This window comes from Rhodococcus triatomae, assembly GCF_014217785.1.
Classification (GTDB): Bacteria; Actinomycetota; Actinomycetes; order Mycobacteriales; family Mycobacteriaceae; genus Rhodococcus_F; species Rhodococcus_F triatomae.
Map to the genome: position 1 here is coordinate 1,077,739 of NZ_CP048814.1, position 17,810 is coordinate 1,095,548.

19 protein-coding genes are annotated in these 17,810 nt (G+C 68.5%); 5 read left to right on the plus strand and 14 right to left on the minus strand.

Features of this window, described 5'->3' with window-relative positions; genetic code table 11:
* The first annotated feature begins 5 nt into the window (after positions 1–5).
* Positions 6–338 (plus strand): arsenate reductase (glutaredoxin), encoded by a 333-nt coding sequence (arsC, locus tag G4H71_RS04985; RefSeq protein WP_072738092.1) that lies wholly within the window; start codon positions 6–8, stop codon positions 336–338.
* 21 nt (positions 339–359) lie between these two features.
* On the opposite strand, the gene arcA is transcribed toward arsC, so the two are convergent.
* Positions 360–1,625, minus strand: a complete 1,266-nt coding sequence (gene arcA / locus G4H71_RS04990) for an arginine deiminase (RefSeq protein ID WP_072738009.1) — start codon at positions 1,623–1,625, stop codon at positions 360–362.
* Positions 1,626–1,822: 197 nt separating this feature from the next.
* On the opposite strand from arcA, the gene soxR reads away from it, so the two are divergent.
* Positions 1,823–2,287 (plus strand): redox-sensitive transcriptional activator SoxR, encoded by a 465-nt coding sequence (soxR, locus tag G4H71_RS04995; RefSeq protein WP_072738010.1) that lies wholly within the window; start codon positions 1,823–1,825, stop codon positions 2,285–2,287.
* A gap of 4 nt (positions 2,288–2,291) precedes the next feature.
* Here soxR and G4H71_RS05000 read toward each other — a convergent pair whose 3' ends face one another.
* The 11 genes from G4H71_RS05000 to G4H71_RS05050 form a co-directional block, all read right to left on the minus strand.
* Entirely contained in the window at positions 2,292–2,780 is a 489-nt protein-coding gene (locus G4H71_RS05000; protein WP_072738011.1) for a DUF2505 domain-containing protein, read from the minus strand.
* Positions 2,781–2,841: 61 nt separating this feature from the next.
* Positions 2,842–3,960 (minus strand): esterase-like activity of phytase family protein, encoded by a 1,119-nt coding sequence (locus G4H71_RS05005; protein ID WP_072738012.1) that lies wholly within the window; start codon positions 3,958–3,960, stop codon positions 2,842–2,844.
* Positions 3,961–3,972: 12 nt separating this feature from the next.
* Positions 3,973–4,887 carry a tyrosine-protein phosphatase gene (locus G4H71_RS05010; protein ID WP_072738013.1) on the minus strand — a complete coding sequence of 305 codons (915 nt, stop codon included), beginning with the start codon at positions 4,885–4,887 and terminating at the stop codon, positions 3,973–3,975.
* Positions 4,888–5,111: 224 nt separating this feature from the next.
* Positions 5,112–5,966, minus strand: a complete 855-nt coding sequence (locus tag G4H71_RS05015; RefSeq protein WP_072738014.1) for a methylamine utilization protein — start codon at positions 5,964–5,966, stop codon at positions 5,112–5,114.
* A gap of 96 nt (positions 5,967–6,062) precedes the next feature.
* Complete coding sequence (locus tag G4H71_RS05020) at positions 6,063–6,410, minus strand: cupredoxin domain-containing protein (protein ID WP_072738015.1); 348 nt, start codon at positions 6,408–6,410, stop codon at positions 6,063–6,065.
* The gene (locus tag G4H71_RS05025; RefSeq protein ID WP_072738016.1) at positions 6,407–6,751 is read right to left on the minus strand and encodes a cupredoxin domain-containing protein; all 345 of its coding nucleotides are present in this window, start codon (positions 6,749–6,751) and stop codon (positions 6,407–6,409) included. The genes G4H71_RS05020 and G4H71_RS05025 overlap by 4 nt, the downstream gene beginning before the upstream one ends.
* Positions 6,752–6,761: 10 nt before the next feature.
* Entirely contained in the window at positions 6,762–8,363 is a 1,602-nt protein-coding gene (locus G4H71_RS05030; RefSeq protein ID WP_072738017.1) for a multicopper oxidase family protein, read from the minus strand.
* Complete coding sequence (locus G4H71_RS05035) at positions 8,360–9,685, minus strand: hypothetical protein (RefSeq protein WP_072738018.1); 1,326 nt, start codon at positions 9,683–9,685, stop codon at positions 8,360–8,362. The genes G4H71_RS05030 and G4H71_RS05035 overlap by 4 nt, the downstream gene beginning before the upstream one ends.
* Positions 9,682–10,347 carry a methylamine dehydrogenase light chain gene (locus G4H71_RS05040; RefSeq protein ID WP_072738093.1) on the minus strand — a complete coding sequence of 222 codons (666 nt, stop codon included), beginning with the start codon at positions 10,345–10,347 and terminating at the stop codon, positions 9,682–9,684. Before G4H71_RS05040 ends, G4H71_RS05035 begins: the two co-directional genes overlap by 4 nt.
* Positions 10,348–10,394: 47 nt before the next feature.
* The gene (locus G4H71_RS05045) at positions 10,395–11,003 is read right to left on the minus strand and encodes a thioredoxin domain-containing protein (protein ID WP_072738019.1); all 609 of its coding nucleotides are present in this window, start codon (positions 11,001–11,003) and stop codon (positions 10,395–10,397) included.
* A gap of 32 nt (positions 11,004–11,035) precedes the next feature.
* On the minus strand, positions 11,036–11,614 hold the full coding sequence (locus tag G4H71_RS05050; RefSeq protein WP_139183113.1) for a MauE/DoxX family redox-associated membrane protein: 579 nt from the start codon (positions 11,612–11,614) through the stop codon (positions 11,036–11,038).
* Between the two features lie 243 nt (positions 11,615–11,857).
* Here G4H71_RS05050 and G4H71_RS05055 point away from each other — a divergent pair, with 243 nt between their 5' ends.
* The 3 genes from G4H71_RS05055 (at position 11,858) to G4H71_RS05065 (ending at position 16,333) form a co-directional block, all read left to right on the plus strand.
* Positions 11,858–13,390 carry an APC family permease gene (locus G4H71_RS05055; RefSeq protein ID WP_072738021.1) on the plus strand — a complete coding sequence of 511 codons (1,533 nt, stop codon included), beginning with the start codon at positions 11,858–11,860 and terminating at the stop codon, positions 13,388–13,390.
* An 89-nt stretch (positions 13,391–13,479) separates the two neighbouring features.
* Entirely contained in the window at positions 13,480–14,178 is a 699-nt protein-coding gene (locus G4H71_RS05060; RefSeq protein ID WP_246442784.1) for an IclR family transcriptional regulator, read from the plus strand.
* Between the two features lie 49 nt (positions 14,179–14,227).
* Positions 14,228–16,333, plus strand: a complete 2,106-nt coding sequence (locus G4H71_RS05065; protein WP_072738095.1) for an ABC transporter ATP-binding protein — start codon at positions 14,228–14,230, stop codon at positions 16,331–16,333.
* A gap of 12 nt (positions 16,334–16,345) precedes the next feature.
* Here the strand turns inward: G4H71_RS05065 and G4H71_RS05070 are convergent, their stop codons facing one another.
* Both G4H71_RS05070 and G4H71_RS05075 read right to left on the minus strand, forming a co-directional pair.
* The gene (locus tag G4H71_RS05070; RefSeq protein ID WP_072738094.1) at positions 16,346–17,197 is read right to left on the minus strand and encodes an SDR family oxidoreductase; all 852 of its coding nucleotides are present in this window, start codon (positions 17,195–17,197) and stop codon (positions 16,346–16,348) included.
* 110 nt (positions 17,198–17,307) lie between these two features.
* The gene (locus G4H71_RS05075; protein ID WP_169847147.1) at positions 17,308–17,451 is read right to left on the minus strand and encodes a hypothetical protein; all 144 of its coding nucleotides are present in this window, start codon (positions 17,449–17,451) and stop codon (positions 17,308–17,310) included.
* Positions 17,452–17,810 lie beyond the last annotated feature (359 nt).

The window sequence follows — 17,810 nt, forward strand, 5'->3', positions numbered from 1 at the left end:
ACACGGTGATCTACCACAACCCCCGCTGCAACACCTCCCGCACCGCCCTGGCCGCACTGCGCGAGGCGGGGATCGAACCGACGGTGATCAAGTACCTCGACACACCGCCGACCCGCGACGAACTGCGTTCCCTCCTCGAGGCTGCCGGCCTGAAGCCGAGCGAGGCGGTCCGTCGCAGGGAATCGGTGTTCCGCGAACTGGGGCTCGGCGACGCCACCGAGGACGAGATCCTGGACGCGATGGCGGCGAACCCGATTCTTATCGAGCGCCCGATCGTCGTCACCGCCAAGGGCACGGTGCTGGCGCGTCCGGCGACCAGGGTCGACGACGTCCTCTGACCGACCGGTCCTCCGGGTCCGTCAGGACGGCTCGCTCGCCGGGGTGAGTGAGTCCCTGGCCACCGGACACGACATGCAGCGGGGCCCGCCCCGGCCGGACCCGAGTTCCGAACCCGCGATCCGCAGGACCTCGATCCCGGAATCCTCGAGGCGGGCGTTGGTCTCGACGTTGCGCTCGTAGGCGACCACGACGCCGGGGGCGAGCGCGAGGGTGTTGTTCCCGTCGTCCCATTGCTCACGTTCGGCGGTCACGTGGTCGAGCCCGGTGTCGATCACGCGCAGCTTTCCGATGCCCATCGCCTCGGCGGCGGCGACGAGGAACGGTTCCGCACCACGGATGCTCACCGAGCCCGACTCGTCTCGCCGGATCGTGAAGGCACACAGGGTGTCCTGCACCGCCGGATACATCACGACGGCGTCGACGTCGACCATCGTGCACACCGTGTCCAGATGCATCGTGGCCCGAGCCTGCGCGATCGGCACCACCAGCACCGTGTGGGCGAGGCCGTCGTCGAACACACTGCGCGCCAGAGCCTCCGCGCCGGCCGGTGTGGTGCGCTCCCCCACACCGACCGCGAGAACCCCCGGGCCGAGGAGCAGGACGTCACCGCCCTCCACCGGCGCGGTATGGGATTCGTAGGCACGCCGCGCACCGCGGAACCGGGGATGGTGGGCGTAGATCAGATCGGTCAACGACGTCTCCCGGGCGCGGGCGGGCATCGCCAGGGAGGTGATCGCCACGCGGGGACCGATCCAGAAGGACGAGTCGCGCGTGAACAACAGATTCGGCAGCGGGTCGATGACGAAATCCGCGCCGTGGTGCATCCTGCGCACCAGTGACGAGGATGCGGCGGCCACCGGCAGCTCGTCGAACGTCATCCCCGCGGTGAGGACCAGCGACAGGTCCGCGGCGGGCAGACCGCGCAGGTAGCCCGCCAGATCCTCCGCCAGCGCATGGCCCAGACGGCGAGGATCGACGGCAGCGGCGATCCCCTGCATCCGCGCCGCCCCACTCGCCACCAACGCCTCGGTGAGCAGGTCGGAGAGCAACAGCACCTCGACGCCGCGTCCACGCAGGACGTCCGCGAAGGCGTCGTGCTCCTCCTGGGCGCGGCCCACCCACGGCAGACCGTCGAAGAGCAGCTGGTCGTTGTTGCGGGGAGTCAGGCGCTCGAGTTCCGCGCCGGGGCGATGCAGGAGCACGGTGCGCAGGACACCGACCTCCGAATCCACGCCGTACGTCGGCGGTGCGCCACGTCCCGGCGCGGGCGATCCCGAGTCCGTCATGTACCAACGGTAGATCCGACGGTGCCCTGCGGCATCTCGGACACACCGCCGACCCTCACACCGCGTCCCGAACCCGACACACCCACTACCCTCGACAGCATCCTCCACCGATGTCGATAACCTCTACTAATATCGAGGTTCGCGACGTGCCCCGGACCCGGTCACGTCGACAGTCACCGGCGACCGTGGAGGTAGCGATGGAGATGCCGGAGTGGAAGGCCAAGGAGCTCACCCCCGGCCAGCTGTCCGAGCGGAGCGGGGTCGCGGTCTCGGCCCTGCACTTCTACGAGCGCGAGGGGCTCATCTCCAGCCGGCGCACAAGCGGCAACCAGCGCCGGTACCGGCGGGACACGCTGCGCCGGGTCGCCTTCATCCGGATCTCGCAACGAGTCGGGATCCCCCTCGCCGAGATCCGCGATGCACTCGCCACCCTCCCCGACGGTCGTACTCCCACCCGCAAGGACTGGGAACGCCTGTCCACGGCATGGCACACGGATCTGGACCGTCGCATCGAGCAACTGATCCGGCTGCGCGACAATCTCACCGGCTGTATCGGATGCGGCTGCCTCTCGTTGGGAAGCTGCGCGCTGGTCAATACGCACGACCGACTCGGCGAACTCGGCCCGGGAGCGCGCACCTTCGACGTGGAGTACACCGACTGACCGGTCACTCGCGAGCGAGCCACTCCTCGATCGCATCTCGATCACGGGTGACCATGTCCGCCACCATCTTCCGCACCATCACCTCGATCTGGCCACCGATCAGCGGGATCTTCACCGCCACCGAACCGGTGGCCCGCAGCTCGGCTCCTCCCCCGGCCGGTGCGAGTCGGAGAGCGCCGTCGATGGCCACGGGAATGCCGGTCGCCCGGGCCGTCACGGTGCCCGCCACGCGATCTCCGTCCAGCGGACCCCAGACGTCGACCCGCTCGGCGGTGATCTCACCCGACACGACCTTGCGCACCACGGACGGCAGCCCGTCCGCCCCGATTCTGTCCCGCACCGTGATCCCGAAGGCGCCGGGGACCGGATCGAGCTCGTACTTCTCCGGCACCTCGGCGAACCGCCGCCGCCAGTAGTCGGGGTCGGTGATCACCGCATACGCGATGTCCACGGGGCAGCTGAGCTGCTCGGAGAACTCGAACGTCTTGGGCATGAAGAACAGCCTAAGCGGCGGACGGGCCCCGCTCGTCGCGAAGCCCGCCCGCCGCCCGCGCCTACTTCTCGGACACGGCCAGCAGATGGAATGCCGTCTGTCCGGCCACACCGAAATTGTCGTCCGACACCACCACGAGGCTGCGGCGGCCGTCCGGAAGCCTCGGCCCCCAGGTCATGCCCTCGACACACTGCGGATCGACACCCGCCGAAGCGAAGTCGAAGAGCAACCTCTTGTCCATCCGCACCGTGTCCGGCGACACCGCGAATTCCCCGGCCACGTTCTCCGCCTCCGCGGTGGAGGTCTCGTAGATCCGGCCGGTGAACAGTCCGGTCTCCGGGAACAGACTGCGTTCGAGTGTGAGATAGCTGCGGTCGCCGACCGCGAGCACCTCGGATACCCCGGTCGCCTGCGGCAGCGCTCCCGGAGCGACCCGGTCCACCGGATAGATGTACTCACCGAGGACGGCGCCGCTGCCGCGATCGATCTCGAGCAACCGAGCCGGACTCTCGACGTCCGGGCCGGCTTCCGGCCCGTCCTGTACGAGAGCGTTCTCGGTGACCGCGACCACCGCGGCACCGTCTCGCACCAGATCCATCGCCTCGAATCCCAGGTTGTCCCGAATCCCGGACACCAGACCGCCACTCTCGTCCAGCCGGGGCGTATACGCATCTGGCAGCGGGACCTCTGTGCGATACCCGCCGTCGAGGCCCGCTTCTCGGACGAACCCCGCCAGGCCGGCCTGCGCCTCACCCTCGCTGGTGTAGAGGACACCGTCAGCGCCGGGAGCCCAGCGCACGGACTCGGTGTCCGCCGAGCGTGGCGGGAAAGGCGCTCCGTCCCGATCGAGCAGATCGATCCGCGTCAGGAATTGCGGTTCACCGAGAACACCGTCGTCGATCGGCAGCGACAGCGTGTACATCCGCACCGGTCCGACCTCACCGCGGTCATCGCTGATCACGACGAACCCGGCCTCGGGGGTGTAGTCGATGCCCGAGAGTCCGCCGACAGGGACCCCGTCCAGTGCAGTTCCCGGAGGAAGGATCAGCGTGTCCAGGTGGTCGATCCGGCCGACACGGTCGTCACCCACCCCGCTGCCCGTGGAACCCGCATCGAGCGAGCCGATACCGAACGGGAGCACGGACAGCAGAACCGTGACCAGAATGCGAGAGGTCGACATGCGAGCCCTTTCTCAGCCGAGAAGCTTGTGCCTCAACGCGTCCAGGGTGTCGGTGCTCAGGCCCAGTCCCTCGGTCAGGTACGCATCCACGGACCCGTACCGGGCGTCGATCTCGTCGAGACCGGCTTGCAGGTAGCTGTCCTCGACACCGAGAAGGGGCTCGAACAGAATCGCTGCTTCCTCACCCTGGGTGGCGGCGATGTGCGCACGCGTCTTCGCGGCCCACTCCCGGTTGTACTCGTTGGTGAGCAGGTAGTCCTGCACGATCGTCGCGCGGTCGACACCCGCGAGGGACAGCAACAGCATCGACGTCCACCCGGTACGGTCCTTGCCCGCCGTGCAGTGGAACACCTGCCGTCCGTCGTTCTGGGCGAGTTCGGTGAGGAGACGAGTGAACCCGGCGCGCTCGGCGTCCCCGGCCACGAATGCACGGTTCATGTCCCGCATCATGTTCCGCGAGTCCTCGACGGAACCGATCTGGTCGATCATGTCCGCGATGTTCCCGGAGAGGATCGGGATACGGACGTATTCCACGCCCGCGGGCAGCCGATCCGGCTTCTCGGCGACCTCGTCGTCCGCGCGCAGGTCGTAGACGGCTGCCAGGCCGAGACGTTCGAGCGCCGCCAGGTCCGCGTCGTCCGGCACGATCGTGTCGGCTCGGTAGAGCACTCCCTTGTTCAGGTGGGTACCGCCGTGTCCGACGTAGCCGGACCCGGTTCCCGCCACATCCCGGAAATTCGGGACGCTCGCCAGCCGGGGCGCGTCCGGGGCCGGTATCCCCAGGCTGCCGAACGAGAGCGACCCCAGATCGAGTACGGGAGGTAGCGGTGGCGCCGGGGGCTGAGCCTGCGCGACTCCGGTGGTCACGGCTCCGAGCAGGGCGCTCGTCACGACGGCGGCGGCGAGGGTGGTCCGGGTTCGATTCATCGTGCACCTTCCGAATGTGGGGTATGCCACACGGAAGGTAGAGCGGGGTGTTCGCCCAGCGCGCCGGGTTCTCCCGCCCAATGGAACACCGGGAACCGAACAGAATCGGCAGCCGCACAACGATTCGGCAGCCACGCGGCGAATATGACCCTGTTCGCCGTGCGGCTGCCGAATGCCTGTGCGGGTGTTCTCAGCAGGTCTGATCCGGTCCGGTCCGGTCCGGATCAGACCAGGACGGCCACTGCAGCGAACGCGGCCAGCCCCACCAGCACCGCGCCGGTCAGCGTCTGCACCCGACGGTCGACCACGCACATCGCCGACAGGAAGCCGGGCATCGAGCCGCCACGACGCGTGTGGACGACGGCCAGCAGGCTCGGCATGCACCGGCCCAGCGATACGAGGGTGAACAGCGCGGCGCCCCACAGCGGAGACCCGGCAGCCACCACTCCCAGCACGAGCAGGTAGTACGCGCTGGAGCGGATGAAGATCACGAAGCCGGGGCCGATCATCGCACCGAACAGCAGCGACACCTTCCACGGCTGCATGGATCGGCGCAGCTCACGGGGCAGCTGACGCCGACGCATCGGCGTCGGCATCCGCACCAGGCCCAACTCGTGCAGCCCGTACGCGAAGGCCAGGGCCGCCCAGACCACCAGCGCCGCGGACAGGGACATCCACCCGGCGGCGACCGCGCCGAACGCGCCGAGCAACGCGCCGGTCGGGGCTCCCGTCGCGACGGAACCGAGGGCGTGCCAGCCGAGTCGGCGGACCGGCGTCGAGGCCCCCTCGCGATCGGGCTGCTTGGGCGCCGCCACGACACCGGCGACCGACATCCCGCACGTCGACCAGTTGGCGGCGAGCGCGGTCACCGATCCCGCCCCGACGAGGGAAGCAGTGAGCGCCGCCGCCGTGGTCGGGGCGGTGAGAGCGGCGGCCCCTGCGCCCAGCAGGCCCGCCCCCACGACGAGTACCGCCCGCGCCGAGGCGGGAACCGCGGCGGCGAGGCCGGGCCGGATGTCAGGGAGGTCGGTGGCCAGGGGTGGGTGGGACAGCGCTCGGGGTGGCAGAACTGTGGTCATGGGAATCTCCTCCGAAGATGTTGTCGATGTGGGACTTCCGGCCGCGGAGGCCGGTCTCGGCGGGCACCTCGTGCCCGGTGGCGGGTCGGTGGCGGGTCAGTCGTCGGTGACTGTCACGGCGCCGACCATGTATCGGTGGACGGAGCAGGTGTACTCGTAGACGCCCGGCCGCTCGAAGGTGTGGGTGAAACTGCCCGCACCGGTGACCCCACTGTCGAACTCTCCCGGCGCCCCGACCTGGTGGAGCAGACCACCGTCCTCGAACTCCCAGCGCACGCTCCCACCCGTGGGAATCGTGACCTCCGACGGCCCGAAGGCCAGGTGTCCGACCGTCACGACGGCATCCGGTTCGGCCGCGCCCGGCCCGCAGGCCACCGCGGACACGAGCGCCACGGAGAGCACGAACGTCACCTCGCCGCGCCGAACCGGACGACACCCGCTCATTGCACGATGACCGTTCCGACCATCGCGGGATGCGGGGTGCAGTGGTACGAGAACGTTCCTGCCTCCTCGAATGTGTACGAATACGTTCCCTCGGTGAGTAATTCGCTCCTCAGCGTCTCGCCGAGCGCGCCGTCCCCGACGACGTCGTGGGGCAGTCCGCTGTCGTCGAACTGCCATTGCACCGTCTGCCCCTTCTCGATCGTCACGGTGGCCGGCGAGTACGCCATGTTCTTCACCTCGACGACGACGGCCGGTTCGGCCGAGGACGCGTCCGCTCCGGAGCACGCGGACACGGTGAACGCGGCCAGGGAGGCGACGAGCAGAGCGAGCAGCTTCTTCATGACGATCCTCTCAACGGATGTACCGCAGGTTCGCGGTCATTCCGGCTTCGAAGTGATATGCGTTGTGGCAATGGAACATCCATTCACCCGGGTTGTCGGCGTCGAACTCGATCGCGAGTTCCGTCCCGGGCAGGACGTTGACCGTGTCCCGGCGAAGACCCCCGTACTCTCCGACGGCGAAGGTGTGGCCGTGAGTGTGCATCGGATGCCACATGGTGGAGGTGTTCGTCATCGTGATCCGAATCCGCTCGCCCTCACGCATGATCAGCTTTCCGGCATCCACCCCCGCCATCCCCCAGACGTAGCGGTCGCCCGCCTGGATCAGTTCCACCCGATAGTCACGATCGGGCTCGCGGCGCTCGAGCGTCACCGACTCCGCGGGGCGCAGTTCACTCTCTGCCAGCAGCCGACCGGCGAGCTCCGGGATCGAGCCCCCCACATCGGGATTCGCCATCGGTGCGGCATCGTCGGTACGCAGGACCGTGGAGGCATAGCCGTCCCGACCCTCGACCTTCGCGACGACCGGCCACGTGCCGGATGCCACCGTCACCAGCACGTCGTACCGTTGCGCCATACCGATGATCAAGGTGTCCGTCGTCCGGGGAACAGTGTCGAACCCGTCGGCCGCGACCACCGTCATCTCGTGGCCGGCCACCGCGAAACGGTACGGAGTCTCCGCGGCGGCGTTGACGACACGCAGCCGGAGCCGGCTGCCCGGGGGCACCACGATCGGATCCGGATCATTCGGCGGGCGGCCGTTGATCAGGTGCAGCGGATAGGCGACGTGCTGGGTCATCCCACCCAGCGGCACCGAGTTCCCGTGCCCGGCCGAGATGAGCTCGACGGCGACGGCCATCTCGGAGTCGGTATGTGTGGCCGGGGTACTCGATCCCCCGTGTCCCCCGTGTCCGCCGTGTCCCCCCGAGATGTCGGGGTTGAGCGCCATGAGCACGGCCTCGGGCGTGGTACCCATGCCGTCGACCCAGTCGTCGAGAACGAGCACGGCATCGACGTCGGCACCGGTCGTGTCGTCCGGGTCCTCCACCACGAAGGCCCCGAACAACCCCCGGTCCGCCTGCAGCCCACTGTGCGAGTGATACCAGTGCGTACCGGGATCGGGGACGACGAAGCTGTAGTCGAACGTCGTGCCGGGCCGGATCGGCGGCTGGGTGACCGGTGCAGCTCCGTCCATGTCGTTGCGGATCCGGATTCCGTGCCAGTGCAGCGTGGTGTCGGCATCCAGCCCGTTCGCGACCGTGACGTCGACGCGGTCCCCCTTCGTCATCCGCAACTCGGGAGCGACCGCGTTACCCCCGTACGCCCACGTGTCCACCAGCCGGCCGCCCAGGTCCACCGTGGCGAACCCGGCGGACAGCGCGAATGCGGCTACGTCACCGCTCGTCTCGCGCGCCGCCTCCGCAGCGGCCACTTCCGGGTCGGTCGGCAGGATGTAGTCGAGATCGGCCGCCGCCGACTGTGCCCCGGACGAATCCGGGCTACAGCCGGCGGCGCCGAACCCGAGGGCACCGAGACCCACCGCCCCGGCACCGAGTGAGCCGAGAGCGAGGAACCGGCGCCGGCCGAGCACCGACCCGTTGTCGGGTCGTGTCATTCGATCACCTGCGGGGTGAGCAGGGTCCCGAGATCGTCCACGTTGCCGGAGACGTCGGCGGAACTGACCTGTGCGCCGTCCTCCGCGGCGATCCCGACGATCTTCTGACCCGATTCGCCGTCCTGTTCCGGACCACTGCCGAGAACGTACAGCGTCTTTCCGTCCACCGAGAAGGTCGTGCTGTCGATGGAAGTGAGCCCCAGGGCCTCGAGATCGAGGCTCGCGACGGTGGCGAGTCCCTCGGCGTCGAACAACTCGATCCTCACGACGTCTCCGGCGCGCGCCGAGTGTGGATGCACCACGGAATCGGTGTACTCGATCGCGATCCGGGTGCCGTCGGCGGAGATCGTGTTCTCGGCGAACCGGCCTCCGTCCCGGCCGGCGTTGCCGATCGGAGCGATCTCCGATTCCGGGAGGCCGTCGGAGAAGTCGAAGACGTAGACGTCCCCGTTCGCTCCCACCAGCAGAGCGGAATCGGCGTCCGCCGCCCAGGCCGCCTTGCGGTTGCTCACGAAGTCGTCCGGGAGCACTGCGCTGCGCGCGGTCTCGGACGGCACACCCGAGTCGTCGATGCCGACGTGCAGCAACTCGCCGGTGTCCTCGCACACGCTGTACAGCTCGTGTCCGACCATCCAGGTGAACGGACCACAGCCGATCACCTGAAGAGACCCGCTCTCCTCCTTCGCCTCGAGGTCGACGACCCTGATGCCGTAGAGGCCGTCGTCCCACGTGACGAAGTACCTGCCGTCCGACGTCACCGCGTTCGAACCCGGGCGCGAATGCACGCGGGCGTAGTCCGGCAGCAACACCTCGTCGGGTTCGATCAGGTTGCCGGAGTATGTGGTGACGGTGAAGTCCGCGGCGCCACGGGATCCGCGTGGACGCCACACCTCGGCGGCGAGCACCGCGGGATCGCTCGACTGCTCGCCGACGAAGCCGTGGATGACCGGGTCCCAGATTCCCGGCCCCACCACGATCCGGCTTCCGGCGACGCCGGTGACCGGGTCGATGACGTTGACGCCGAGTTCGAGCTTTCCGAAACCTCCTGCCACGGCGAGTAGTTCGTTCGGACCGATCGGATCGATCTCGTTGGTGTAGACCTTCTCCGGGATCTCTCCGATCTCCTGGTCCTCGGATCCGACGGTGATGCCGTCCTCGGGCGGAATGACCGGGACCGTCTGATAGGTGACCTCGCCCGACGACGACGGCTCGTCGTCGTTCGACCCGCATCCCGTCAGTACCACCAGTGCGGTGACCGGAACGAGAACCGCGGCCGAACGGACGAAGGTCCGTCCGGACACCTGCCGGGAACGACGTGTCATGATCCCGCCCCCACCTTCGGCCGCACCGCCGGGGTGACCTGGCAGTCCTCGCCGATGATGGGAGCCATCGTGCAGGTGTAGGACTGGGACTCGTCCGACACGCACCAGATGATCTCCTGGTCGTAGCTGCCCGACACGGGGTTGTACATGATCGCCTGCGTGTCGGGCTCGCCGCAGAACGCGTTCGAACAGGACGGCGCGCCACAGCAGTCGTAGTAGGCGATGAGATAGGTCTTCCCGTCGTCGGGATCGGTACAGCATCCGACCCAGAACTCGGCGCCGGGCTTGGAACCCGGAGCGCAGGTGGTGACGCCGCCACCGTTGCAGGCGGCACAGGACGTACCGTCCATGTTGCACCAGCGCCAGTACTCGCATTCGGCGGGATCGTGTCCGTCGAAGTCGAGCAGTTGAGGCTCGCCCCCGCCTTCCGGCGCGGGCGTCTCCTGGGCGAATGCACTGCGCGTGACGGGAAGTGAGCTGATCAGCGCGACACCGGACACCCCCATCGTCCAGCGTCCGATGCGGCTGATCATCGACCGCCGCGAGACCCTCTCGGACATCCTCCGGGTGGCTCGGCTGGCGAACGTTCCGCCCTTTCCCGCCATCCACTCGGACTGTTCCCGGACGGTGTTCTCGTCCACCGGGTAGCGGTTCTCGTACATGTTTCCGTCGTCCAACGACTTCTCCGATCGTGAGTGAGTTCCCCAGGTCACGCGGATGCGCGAGCAGTGGCGTGTGAGTGCAGGTGTTGCAGCGACGGCGTACCGGATTCCAGTGCGTTGAGCAGGCTTTCGACCTGTGCCATGTGATTGCACAATCCCTTGGCGCGGATCTTGCCGTGCTCGTCGAGGATCACCCCGTACGGTGTGGTGCCGATCTGGTAGGCGATACCGACGTCGCGGGCATCGACGTAGCCGAGCTCGTCCCCTATATTGCTGCCGGCGAGAAATTCCTCGTGCTCCTCCGACGTACCGTCCGAGACGATGACGACGTCGATCCCCTTCTCGGCCTTGGCCATCGCTCGGACACCGGGGAGCAGGCTCTTGCAGGTCGAGCACGTCGGCGCGGTGAACAGCAGCAGTTGCGCCCTGTCGCGGTGGCCACCGACGGCGACCTCACGCCCGAGGTGGTCGACGAGGCCCCGGAAGGACGGGCCGGCCTGTTCGAGCTTCGGGCCGGTGTCCATCATCCTCGCCCCCAGGGGGCCGAGCCGCACGTGCACCCGGCCGATCTCTCGGGCCAGCGCGAGCACCATGAGGAAGAGGACGGTGACGGCGATCGCGAGCACGGCGATCGCGACGAGGAGAAACGTGGTCATGGCATCGGTCCTGTCGTCGTGGAGAGTGCGTACTACCGGAGTGGTTCGAGCGCCCGCAGCGAGGTGGAGGCGGGAGACAGGTGGTCGTCCACCGGCCGTCGGCCGAGGGACACCACCGCGCGCAGCTGCGCGAAAGCCGCTGACGCGGAGAGGAACAACGCAGCAGCGGCGACACCGGCGAGATGTTCGAGGACGCCGGCTCCGGCACCTGCCGTCACCGCGAGTGCGACGGACGTCAGCGCGAGGGCACCGGCCCGCGCGGCATGGAACCAGCCGATACGGGGCACGTCGTCCGAGCCACCGAACGCGAAGCACCCGCAATCGAGGTCCCGGCGACCACGCACGAGGTTGATCGTGAGACCGGCGAAGAAGGCCAGGAACAGTGCCGCCGCGGCGAGTGCCGCCCAGGTCCGGGCGATCCCGAGGATCAGCGCTCCTCCGACGACGATCTCGGCGATCGGGAGCAGCCTCGCGACCGCGGCCTCGACCGGGGCAGGAAGCAGCGCATATCCCTGGACGGCTGTCAGCAGCCCGGCGCGGTCTCGGAGTTTCGGTAGGCCCGCGAGCACCAGCGTTCCGCCGAGCACCGACGCCACAGTCACCCAGATCATGTCGCTGTCCCTTCGCCGTCGATCGGTGTGCCGCACCATCGTGCGAATCGAATGCGTCACCCGTGCTTCCCGAACGAAACAAGCGCTCGCACCACGAGTGGAAATGCGCCCCGGAATCGATTTCCACTTGGATGCGACACACCCGTGCGCGCCGGTAACCGACCCGTAACACGGGGCAGTTAGCTTGACCAGTCAACCGAGAGCTCTACAGCCTGGTGGGCTCCACCGACGGGGACGAGGGCCGTGACAGCAGCACTCCGGGCGGCCATCGCCCGATCACACGACGCCGATCGGACTCCGGATCCGGTGTACTCCCCGCTGCATGCCCTCGGGCGAAGGCAGCTGTCACCGATCGACCTTCTCGGGCAGTCCCTCTCGACCATCGCCCCCGCCACCGGAATGGTCTTCATCGCCCTGTGGATGGTCTCGCACCAGCCGGGCGTGACGGGGTTGGCCGCCATCGCCGCCACCACCGCGGTGGTGAGCCTGGTCGCCGTCTGCATCACCCAATTCACCCGACGGCTGGCGGCGGCGGGTTCGCTCTACAGTTTCGTGTTCCAGGGCCTGAGCGCGCGCGCAACCCTGACCACCGGGACCGCACTGCTGCTCGGCTATCTCGGGATCTCGATCTCGGTACTCGCCAACGCGGCGGACAGTCTGCTGGGTGTCGCGGTGGCGCTCGGACACCGGCCGCCTCAGCCGGGCGCACAGCTGGCCGTCGTCGCACTGATCGCCGTCACGGTGACAGTCATCGCGGTCCGTGGGGTGCGGTTCGCGACCCGGGCGATCCTCGTCGTCGAGATCTGCTCCCTCGCACTGATCGTCGCGGTCATGATCGGTTCCCCCGCGGAGGCGTCCACGGCCGCTGCGGTCCCGCATTCGCCGATGAGCATCATGCCCTTCCTGGCGATGCTCACGGTGCTGAGCATGGCGGGATTCGAGAGTTCCGCATTCTTCGGCCCCGAGGCGAAACGTCCGCTCGCAACCGTGTCACGGACCGTACTCATCTCCCCGGTGATCTGCGGGGCACTGTTCGTGTTCGCCGCGTGGGCTGCGCTGGCCGGACACGGCTCCGTCATCGTCGGCGCCTACTTCGAGGGCACCGCGTCGGGGGCGAGCGTCGAACTGGTCCTGGCCGTCAAGATCGGGATGACCTGCTCCTGGTTCGCTTCCACTCTCGGATGTGCTCAGGCCGGTTCCCGGCTGCTCTACTCGATGGGGGTCGAGCGAGTACTGCCGACGTCGCTGGCGCGGGTGCACCGCCGCTTCCGCACCCCGTACGTCGCGGTGACGACGTTCACCGTCGCCGGGCTCGGTGGCGCACTGCTCTTCTCGCTCACCGTCCTGGGTGACGCGGCCGGATTCAACGGTGTCGTCGAGATCGCCTTGGTCTCCGCCTACACTCTCGTCGCCGCGGCGTCCCTGCGATTCCTGAACCGGATCGGCGAACACACCGTACTCAGCCGAGCCGCCGCGGTCGCCGTCACCCTGGTGGGCGGGTCGCTGCTGGTGTACATCGTCGTCGACGGAGTGGCGCACCGATTCTGGGCGGTTCCCGCCGCGCTGGTGACGATCGCCCTGTCCGGGACCGTCTGGTACCGCATCCTCCGCAGGGTCCGCCCCGACAGCCTCGCGACCATCGGAGCATTCGACAGCGTCGAGACCGCGGACATCCTTCCCGGCGCGGGACGGCTCGTCATCGACGACGACGGCCGCAGACGCATCCTGCCCGACCCCGGGCCGGGGCCCCACGTGGCCGGCGGGGATCGGCCGTGACGTCGGCGTCGCCGGGGCATTCGCCGAGTGGCACCGGGCGTGGTAGCGGCTCCACGGCACAGCATTTCAGTGGGCAGCAGCCACGAGCGGTGCAGAAGGCGCTCGGCATGCTCGAGGCCGTCGCGCGGCTCGGGCCCGGCACGTCGGCGAAGGAGATCGCGAAGTTCGCCGGAGTACCCACCACCACGGCGTACCGGATGCTGAACCTCCTCGTCGCAGACGGTTTCCTGGTCCGGGTACCCGATCTGTCCGGCTTCGCCCTGGGGCGACGTACCGCCGAGCTCGCACACGCCGCGACGGAGAGCGAACCGGACATCTCGCTCCACGACGTGGTCGAGGAACTGCGCGGCCACACCCGATTCGGGCTGCACGTCGCCTCGTTCGGAGGCGGCCGGCTCCGGCTCGTGGACAAGGACCCCGACCACGAGATCATCGCGATCTCGACTCTTGCGAAGGACCTGCACGCCAACGCCCTGGGCAAGCTCCTCCTCGCCCACGACCCGAGCGTGCGGCCCGACCCCGAGTTGAGGCGTCTCACCGAGCACACCGTCGACGACCCCGTTCTGCTCGACCGGGAACTGTCGACCATCCGATGCGACGGATATGCGGTGGAGAACCAGGAGTCACGGCTCGGACGCGCGGCTCTGGCGGTCCCGATCCGGGACCAGCTCGCCGTCGTCGTCGGCGGCCTCTACGTGCAGGGTTCGGTCGAGCGCGTCACCGCCCGCGATCGCGAACTCGTGCAGTTCCTCTTCGACGGAGCCCGTCGGCTGACCGGCCTGATCTGAACGCCACGTTCGGGCCCCGCCGGTGCCACGGGTGGGCACGATGAACGGTATGTCCTCCGACCTCGCCCGGCACGATCGCCTCGACCCGTCCGACCGTGAGCCGCCGGTCCTGCCCCGGGTCTGGGGATTGTTGCGTCCCTATCGAGGACGGCTGGCGGTCGTCGCCGGCGCGATCGTGGTGTCCTCGCTCCTGGGAATCGTCAATCCCTTTCTCACCCAGGCCGTGTTCGATCGAGCACTGTTCCCCGCGGACGGCAGTGGCGTCCATCTCGCCCTGCTCGCCTGGCTGGTGACGGCGATGATCGCGGTGACCCTCGTCAGCTCGGCGATCGGCGTCTACCAGACCTACCTGACCACCAGGATCGGCAACCTGTCGATGGCCGATCTCCGGCAACGGCTGTTCGAGCACCTCGAGAAGATGGAACTGGCCTTCTTCACCTCGACGAAGACCGGTTCCATCCAGTCCCGGCTCGCCAACGACGTCGGCGGTGTCCGGTCCGTCCTCACCACCACCGCGTCCGGAATCCTGTCGAACGTCGTCACGGTGACCGCCTCGCTGATCGCGATGCTGTTGCTGTCCTGGCAGCTGACGTTGGTCGCGGTGGCTCTGCTGCCCGGATTCGTCTATCTGCAGCGGCGGGTCGGCGAACGTCGCCGCCGGTGGGCCCGCAAGACCCAGGAGTCGTTGTCGGACATGACCGCGATCACGCAGGAAGCATTGAGTGTCTCCGGGGTTCTGCTGACGAAGGTCTTCAACCAGTCGGAGGCCGAACTCGTCCGCTACCGGCAGGAGAACGACCGCCAGACGGAACTGCAGGTGCGGCAGGCGATGACCGGCCAAGGCTTCTTCGCCGTCCTCAACGCGTTCATGGCGATCACCCCGGCGTTGGTGTACCTCGCGGCGGGATACCTGATCGGCAGTGGTGGGGGCGCGGCGATCTCGGCGGGCACGCTCGTCGCCTTCTCCACGTTGCAGGCCCGACTCCTCCAGCCGATGGTGTCGCTGATGCGTGTCGCGCTCGACGTCCAGACGTCGATGGCGCTGTTCCGGCGCATCTTCGAATACCTCGATCTGACCCCGGCGATCGTCGACGCTCCCGACGCGGCCCCCCTTCCACCGGACAGCCCCGGGCTGGTGGAGTTGGACGACGTGTACTTCGCCTATCCCCCTCCCGTGCGGTTGACCACCGCGGATCCCGACCCGATCGCGTTGCGTGGGATCGGGCGCGGCAGCGGAGGAGGACGAGGCGGCGGCGGACTGGGCGGAGGAGGACTGGGTTCCGTCGCGAGGGTCACGCCCGCACCCGGGCCTGCCCCCGGCTCGGCGGAGCCGCCGGACGGCCTCGAGGACAGCGGCGGCGACGGCAATGGCGACAGCGGTGGCGACGGCGCGCTCCCCCGTCGGACATGGGCCGTGGCCGGGACGTCGTTGCGTATCGAGCCCGGCCGGTTGGCCGCGTTCGTCGGACCGTCCGGAGCGGGAAAGACCACGCTGTGCTATCTCGTCCCCCGCCTGTACGAGGTCGATCGGGGCGCGGTGCGCATCGACGGCCTGGACGTCCGTGAGGTGACGATGAGCTCGCTCGCCGACGCGGTGGGGATGGTGACGCAGGATCCGTACCTGTTCCACGCGTCGATCGCGGACAACCTCCGATACGCCCGTCCGGATGCCACCGACGAGGAACTCCGGTCGGCCGCCCGGGCCGCGAACATCCACGAGCGGATCGTCTCGTTCGGCGAGGGGTACGACACTCTGGTCGGCGAACGCGGGTTCCGGCTCTCCGGCGGCGAGAAACAGCGACTCGCGATTGCCCGGGTCCTGTTGAAGAATCCCCGCATCCTCATTCTCGACGAAGCGACCTCGGCGCTCGACACGGTGTCCGAGCGTCTCGTCCAGCGCGCTCTCGACGAGGTGATGCGGGATCGGACGACGCTCGCGATCGCACACCGGCTCTCGACCGTCCGGCACGCCGACGTCATCTTCGTCATCGACGAGGGCCGGTTGGTGGAACAGGGCACCCACGAGGAACTGGTCGGTGCCGAGGGCGGCCTCTACTCCCGCCTGTACGCCGAACAGTTCGGCTCCGGCCGGATCGAGTGCCGGTGCCGTGACGGGGTCCGCTTCACCGACGGTGAGGTGCTCACCAGGCAGTGAGCCGAGGGCCGCCTACAGGAATTTGCTGAACTGATCGTTCGCCTTCTGCATCACGAACTCGTACGGGGGCGCGAACTTGCGCGCCCACCAGTACCCGAACCGGATATCCGGGGACGTGTACACGAGATACCGGTTCTTGCGGATACCGGTGAGGATGCAGTCCGCCACCTTCTCGGGGGTGACCGCCCGACGTTCGAAGAGTCCGATGGCCCGGTGCACCCGGGGATCGTCGCGGTCGACGCCGGCGATCTCCACCGTGCCCACGAGCGGGGTCTTCACCGCGCCGGGCACGACGAGTGACACCCCGATGCCGTGGCGCCGGAGATCGAAGCGGAGCACCTCGGACACCCCTCGCAGGCCGAACTTGCTGGCGCTGTACGCCGCATGCCAGGGCAGGGCGAGCAGACCGGCGGCCGAGGAGACGTTGACGAGATGACCACCGCGGCCGGCGCGGACCATCGGCGGGAGGAAGTTCTCGATGATGTGGATCGGCCCCATCAGGTTGACGTCGACCATCGACTTCCAGTGGCGGTGTTCGAGATTCTCCACCGTGCCCCACGCCGAGATCCCGGCGACGTTCATGACGATGTCGAGACTGCCGAACTGGCGGTCGATGTCCTGCGCGAAGGCGGTGACGGCCTCGTAGTCCGACACGTCCAGCGCACGGGAGTAACTGACGGTCCCGCCACGGGCACCCGCCTCCGCGACGGTCTCGGCCAGGCCGTTCTCGTTGATATCGGTGAGGAACAGTTCCGCGCCCTCGGCCGCCGCGGCCAACGCGGTTGCCCGCCCGATCCCGCTGCCTGCCCCGGTGACGAGGGTCTTCCTACCGTCCAGTGTCTTCATCGCGGTTCTGATAGCCATGCCCTCCGGTGCCCCCGTCGTCGCCTGTCCGGTCCCGGGCACGGAGTCTACGCACGCCGCACCCCCCGCACCCCGTCATCGAGACCGGGTGCCCACTACGCCCGCGGGCGTCACAGCCGCTCGGACATCTCCTGCTGGTAGTCGCGGATGGTCGATTCGATGCGCTCGGCATCGTCGCGCCGACCGTGCGCGGCCGCGGAATCGGCCCGGTCACGCAGCACTCGAATCGCCTTCCTGAGCTCGGCGTCACTCATCCTGTGTTCCATGTCACAATAATGACGCACTTCGCCGGTTTCGGCCAGGCCGCGATGCCGCACACCGTGCACGAGGGACCCGCAACACACCGGAATGGTTGCCGCAACAAGTAGTGACCGCGGCCCGACAGGTGCCTGAGCAGCAAGGATGCCCGGGGGCCGAGCGAAGTTGGACCACTGACCAGCAAGCAGTTAACTGTCGGTAACTATCTTCGTCCTCACCGGCGCGCACCGCCTCCCACACTAGGCTCCCGAAGCCTGGACCCGGCGATTTTCCGACCACCGATCCCTGTCCTCGGTCGTCGTGGGCGCCACTCCGGCACCATGCGCACCAGCAGTCTCGAGGCGGGGTCGCCTCT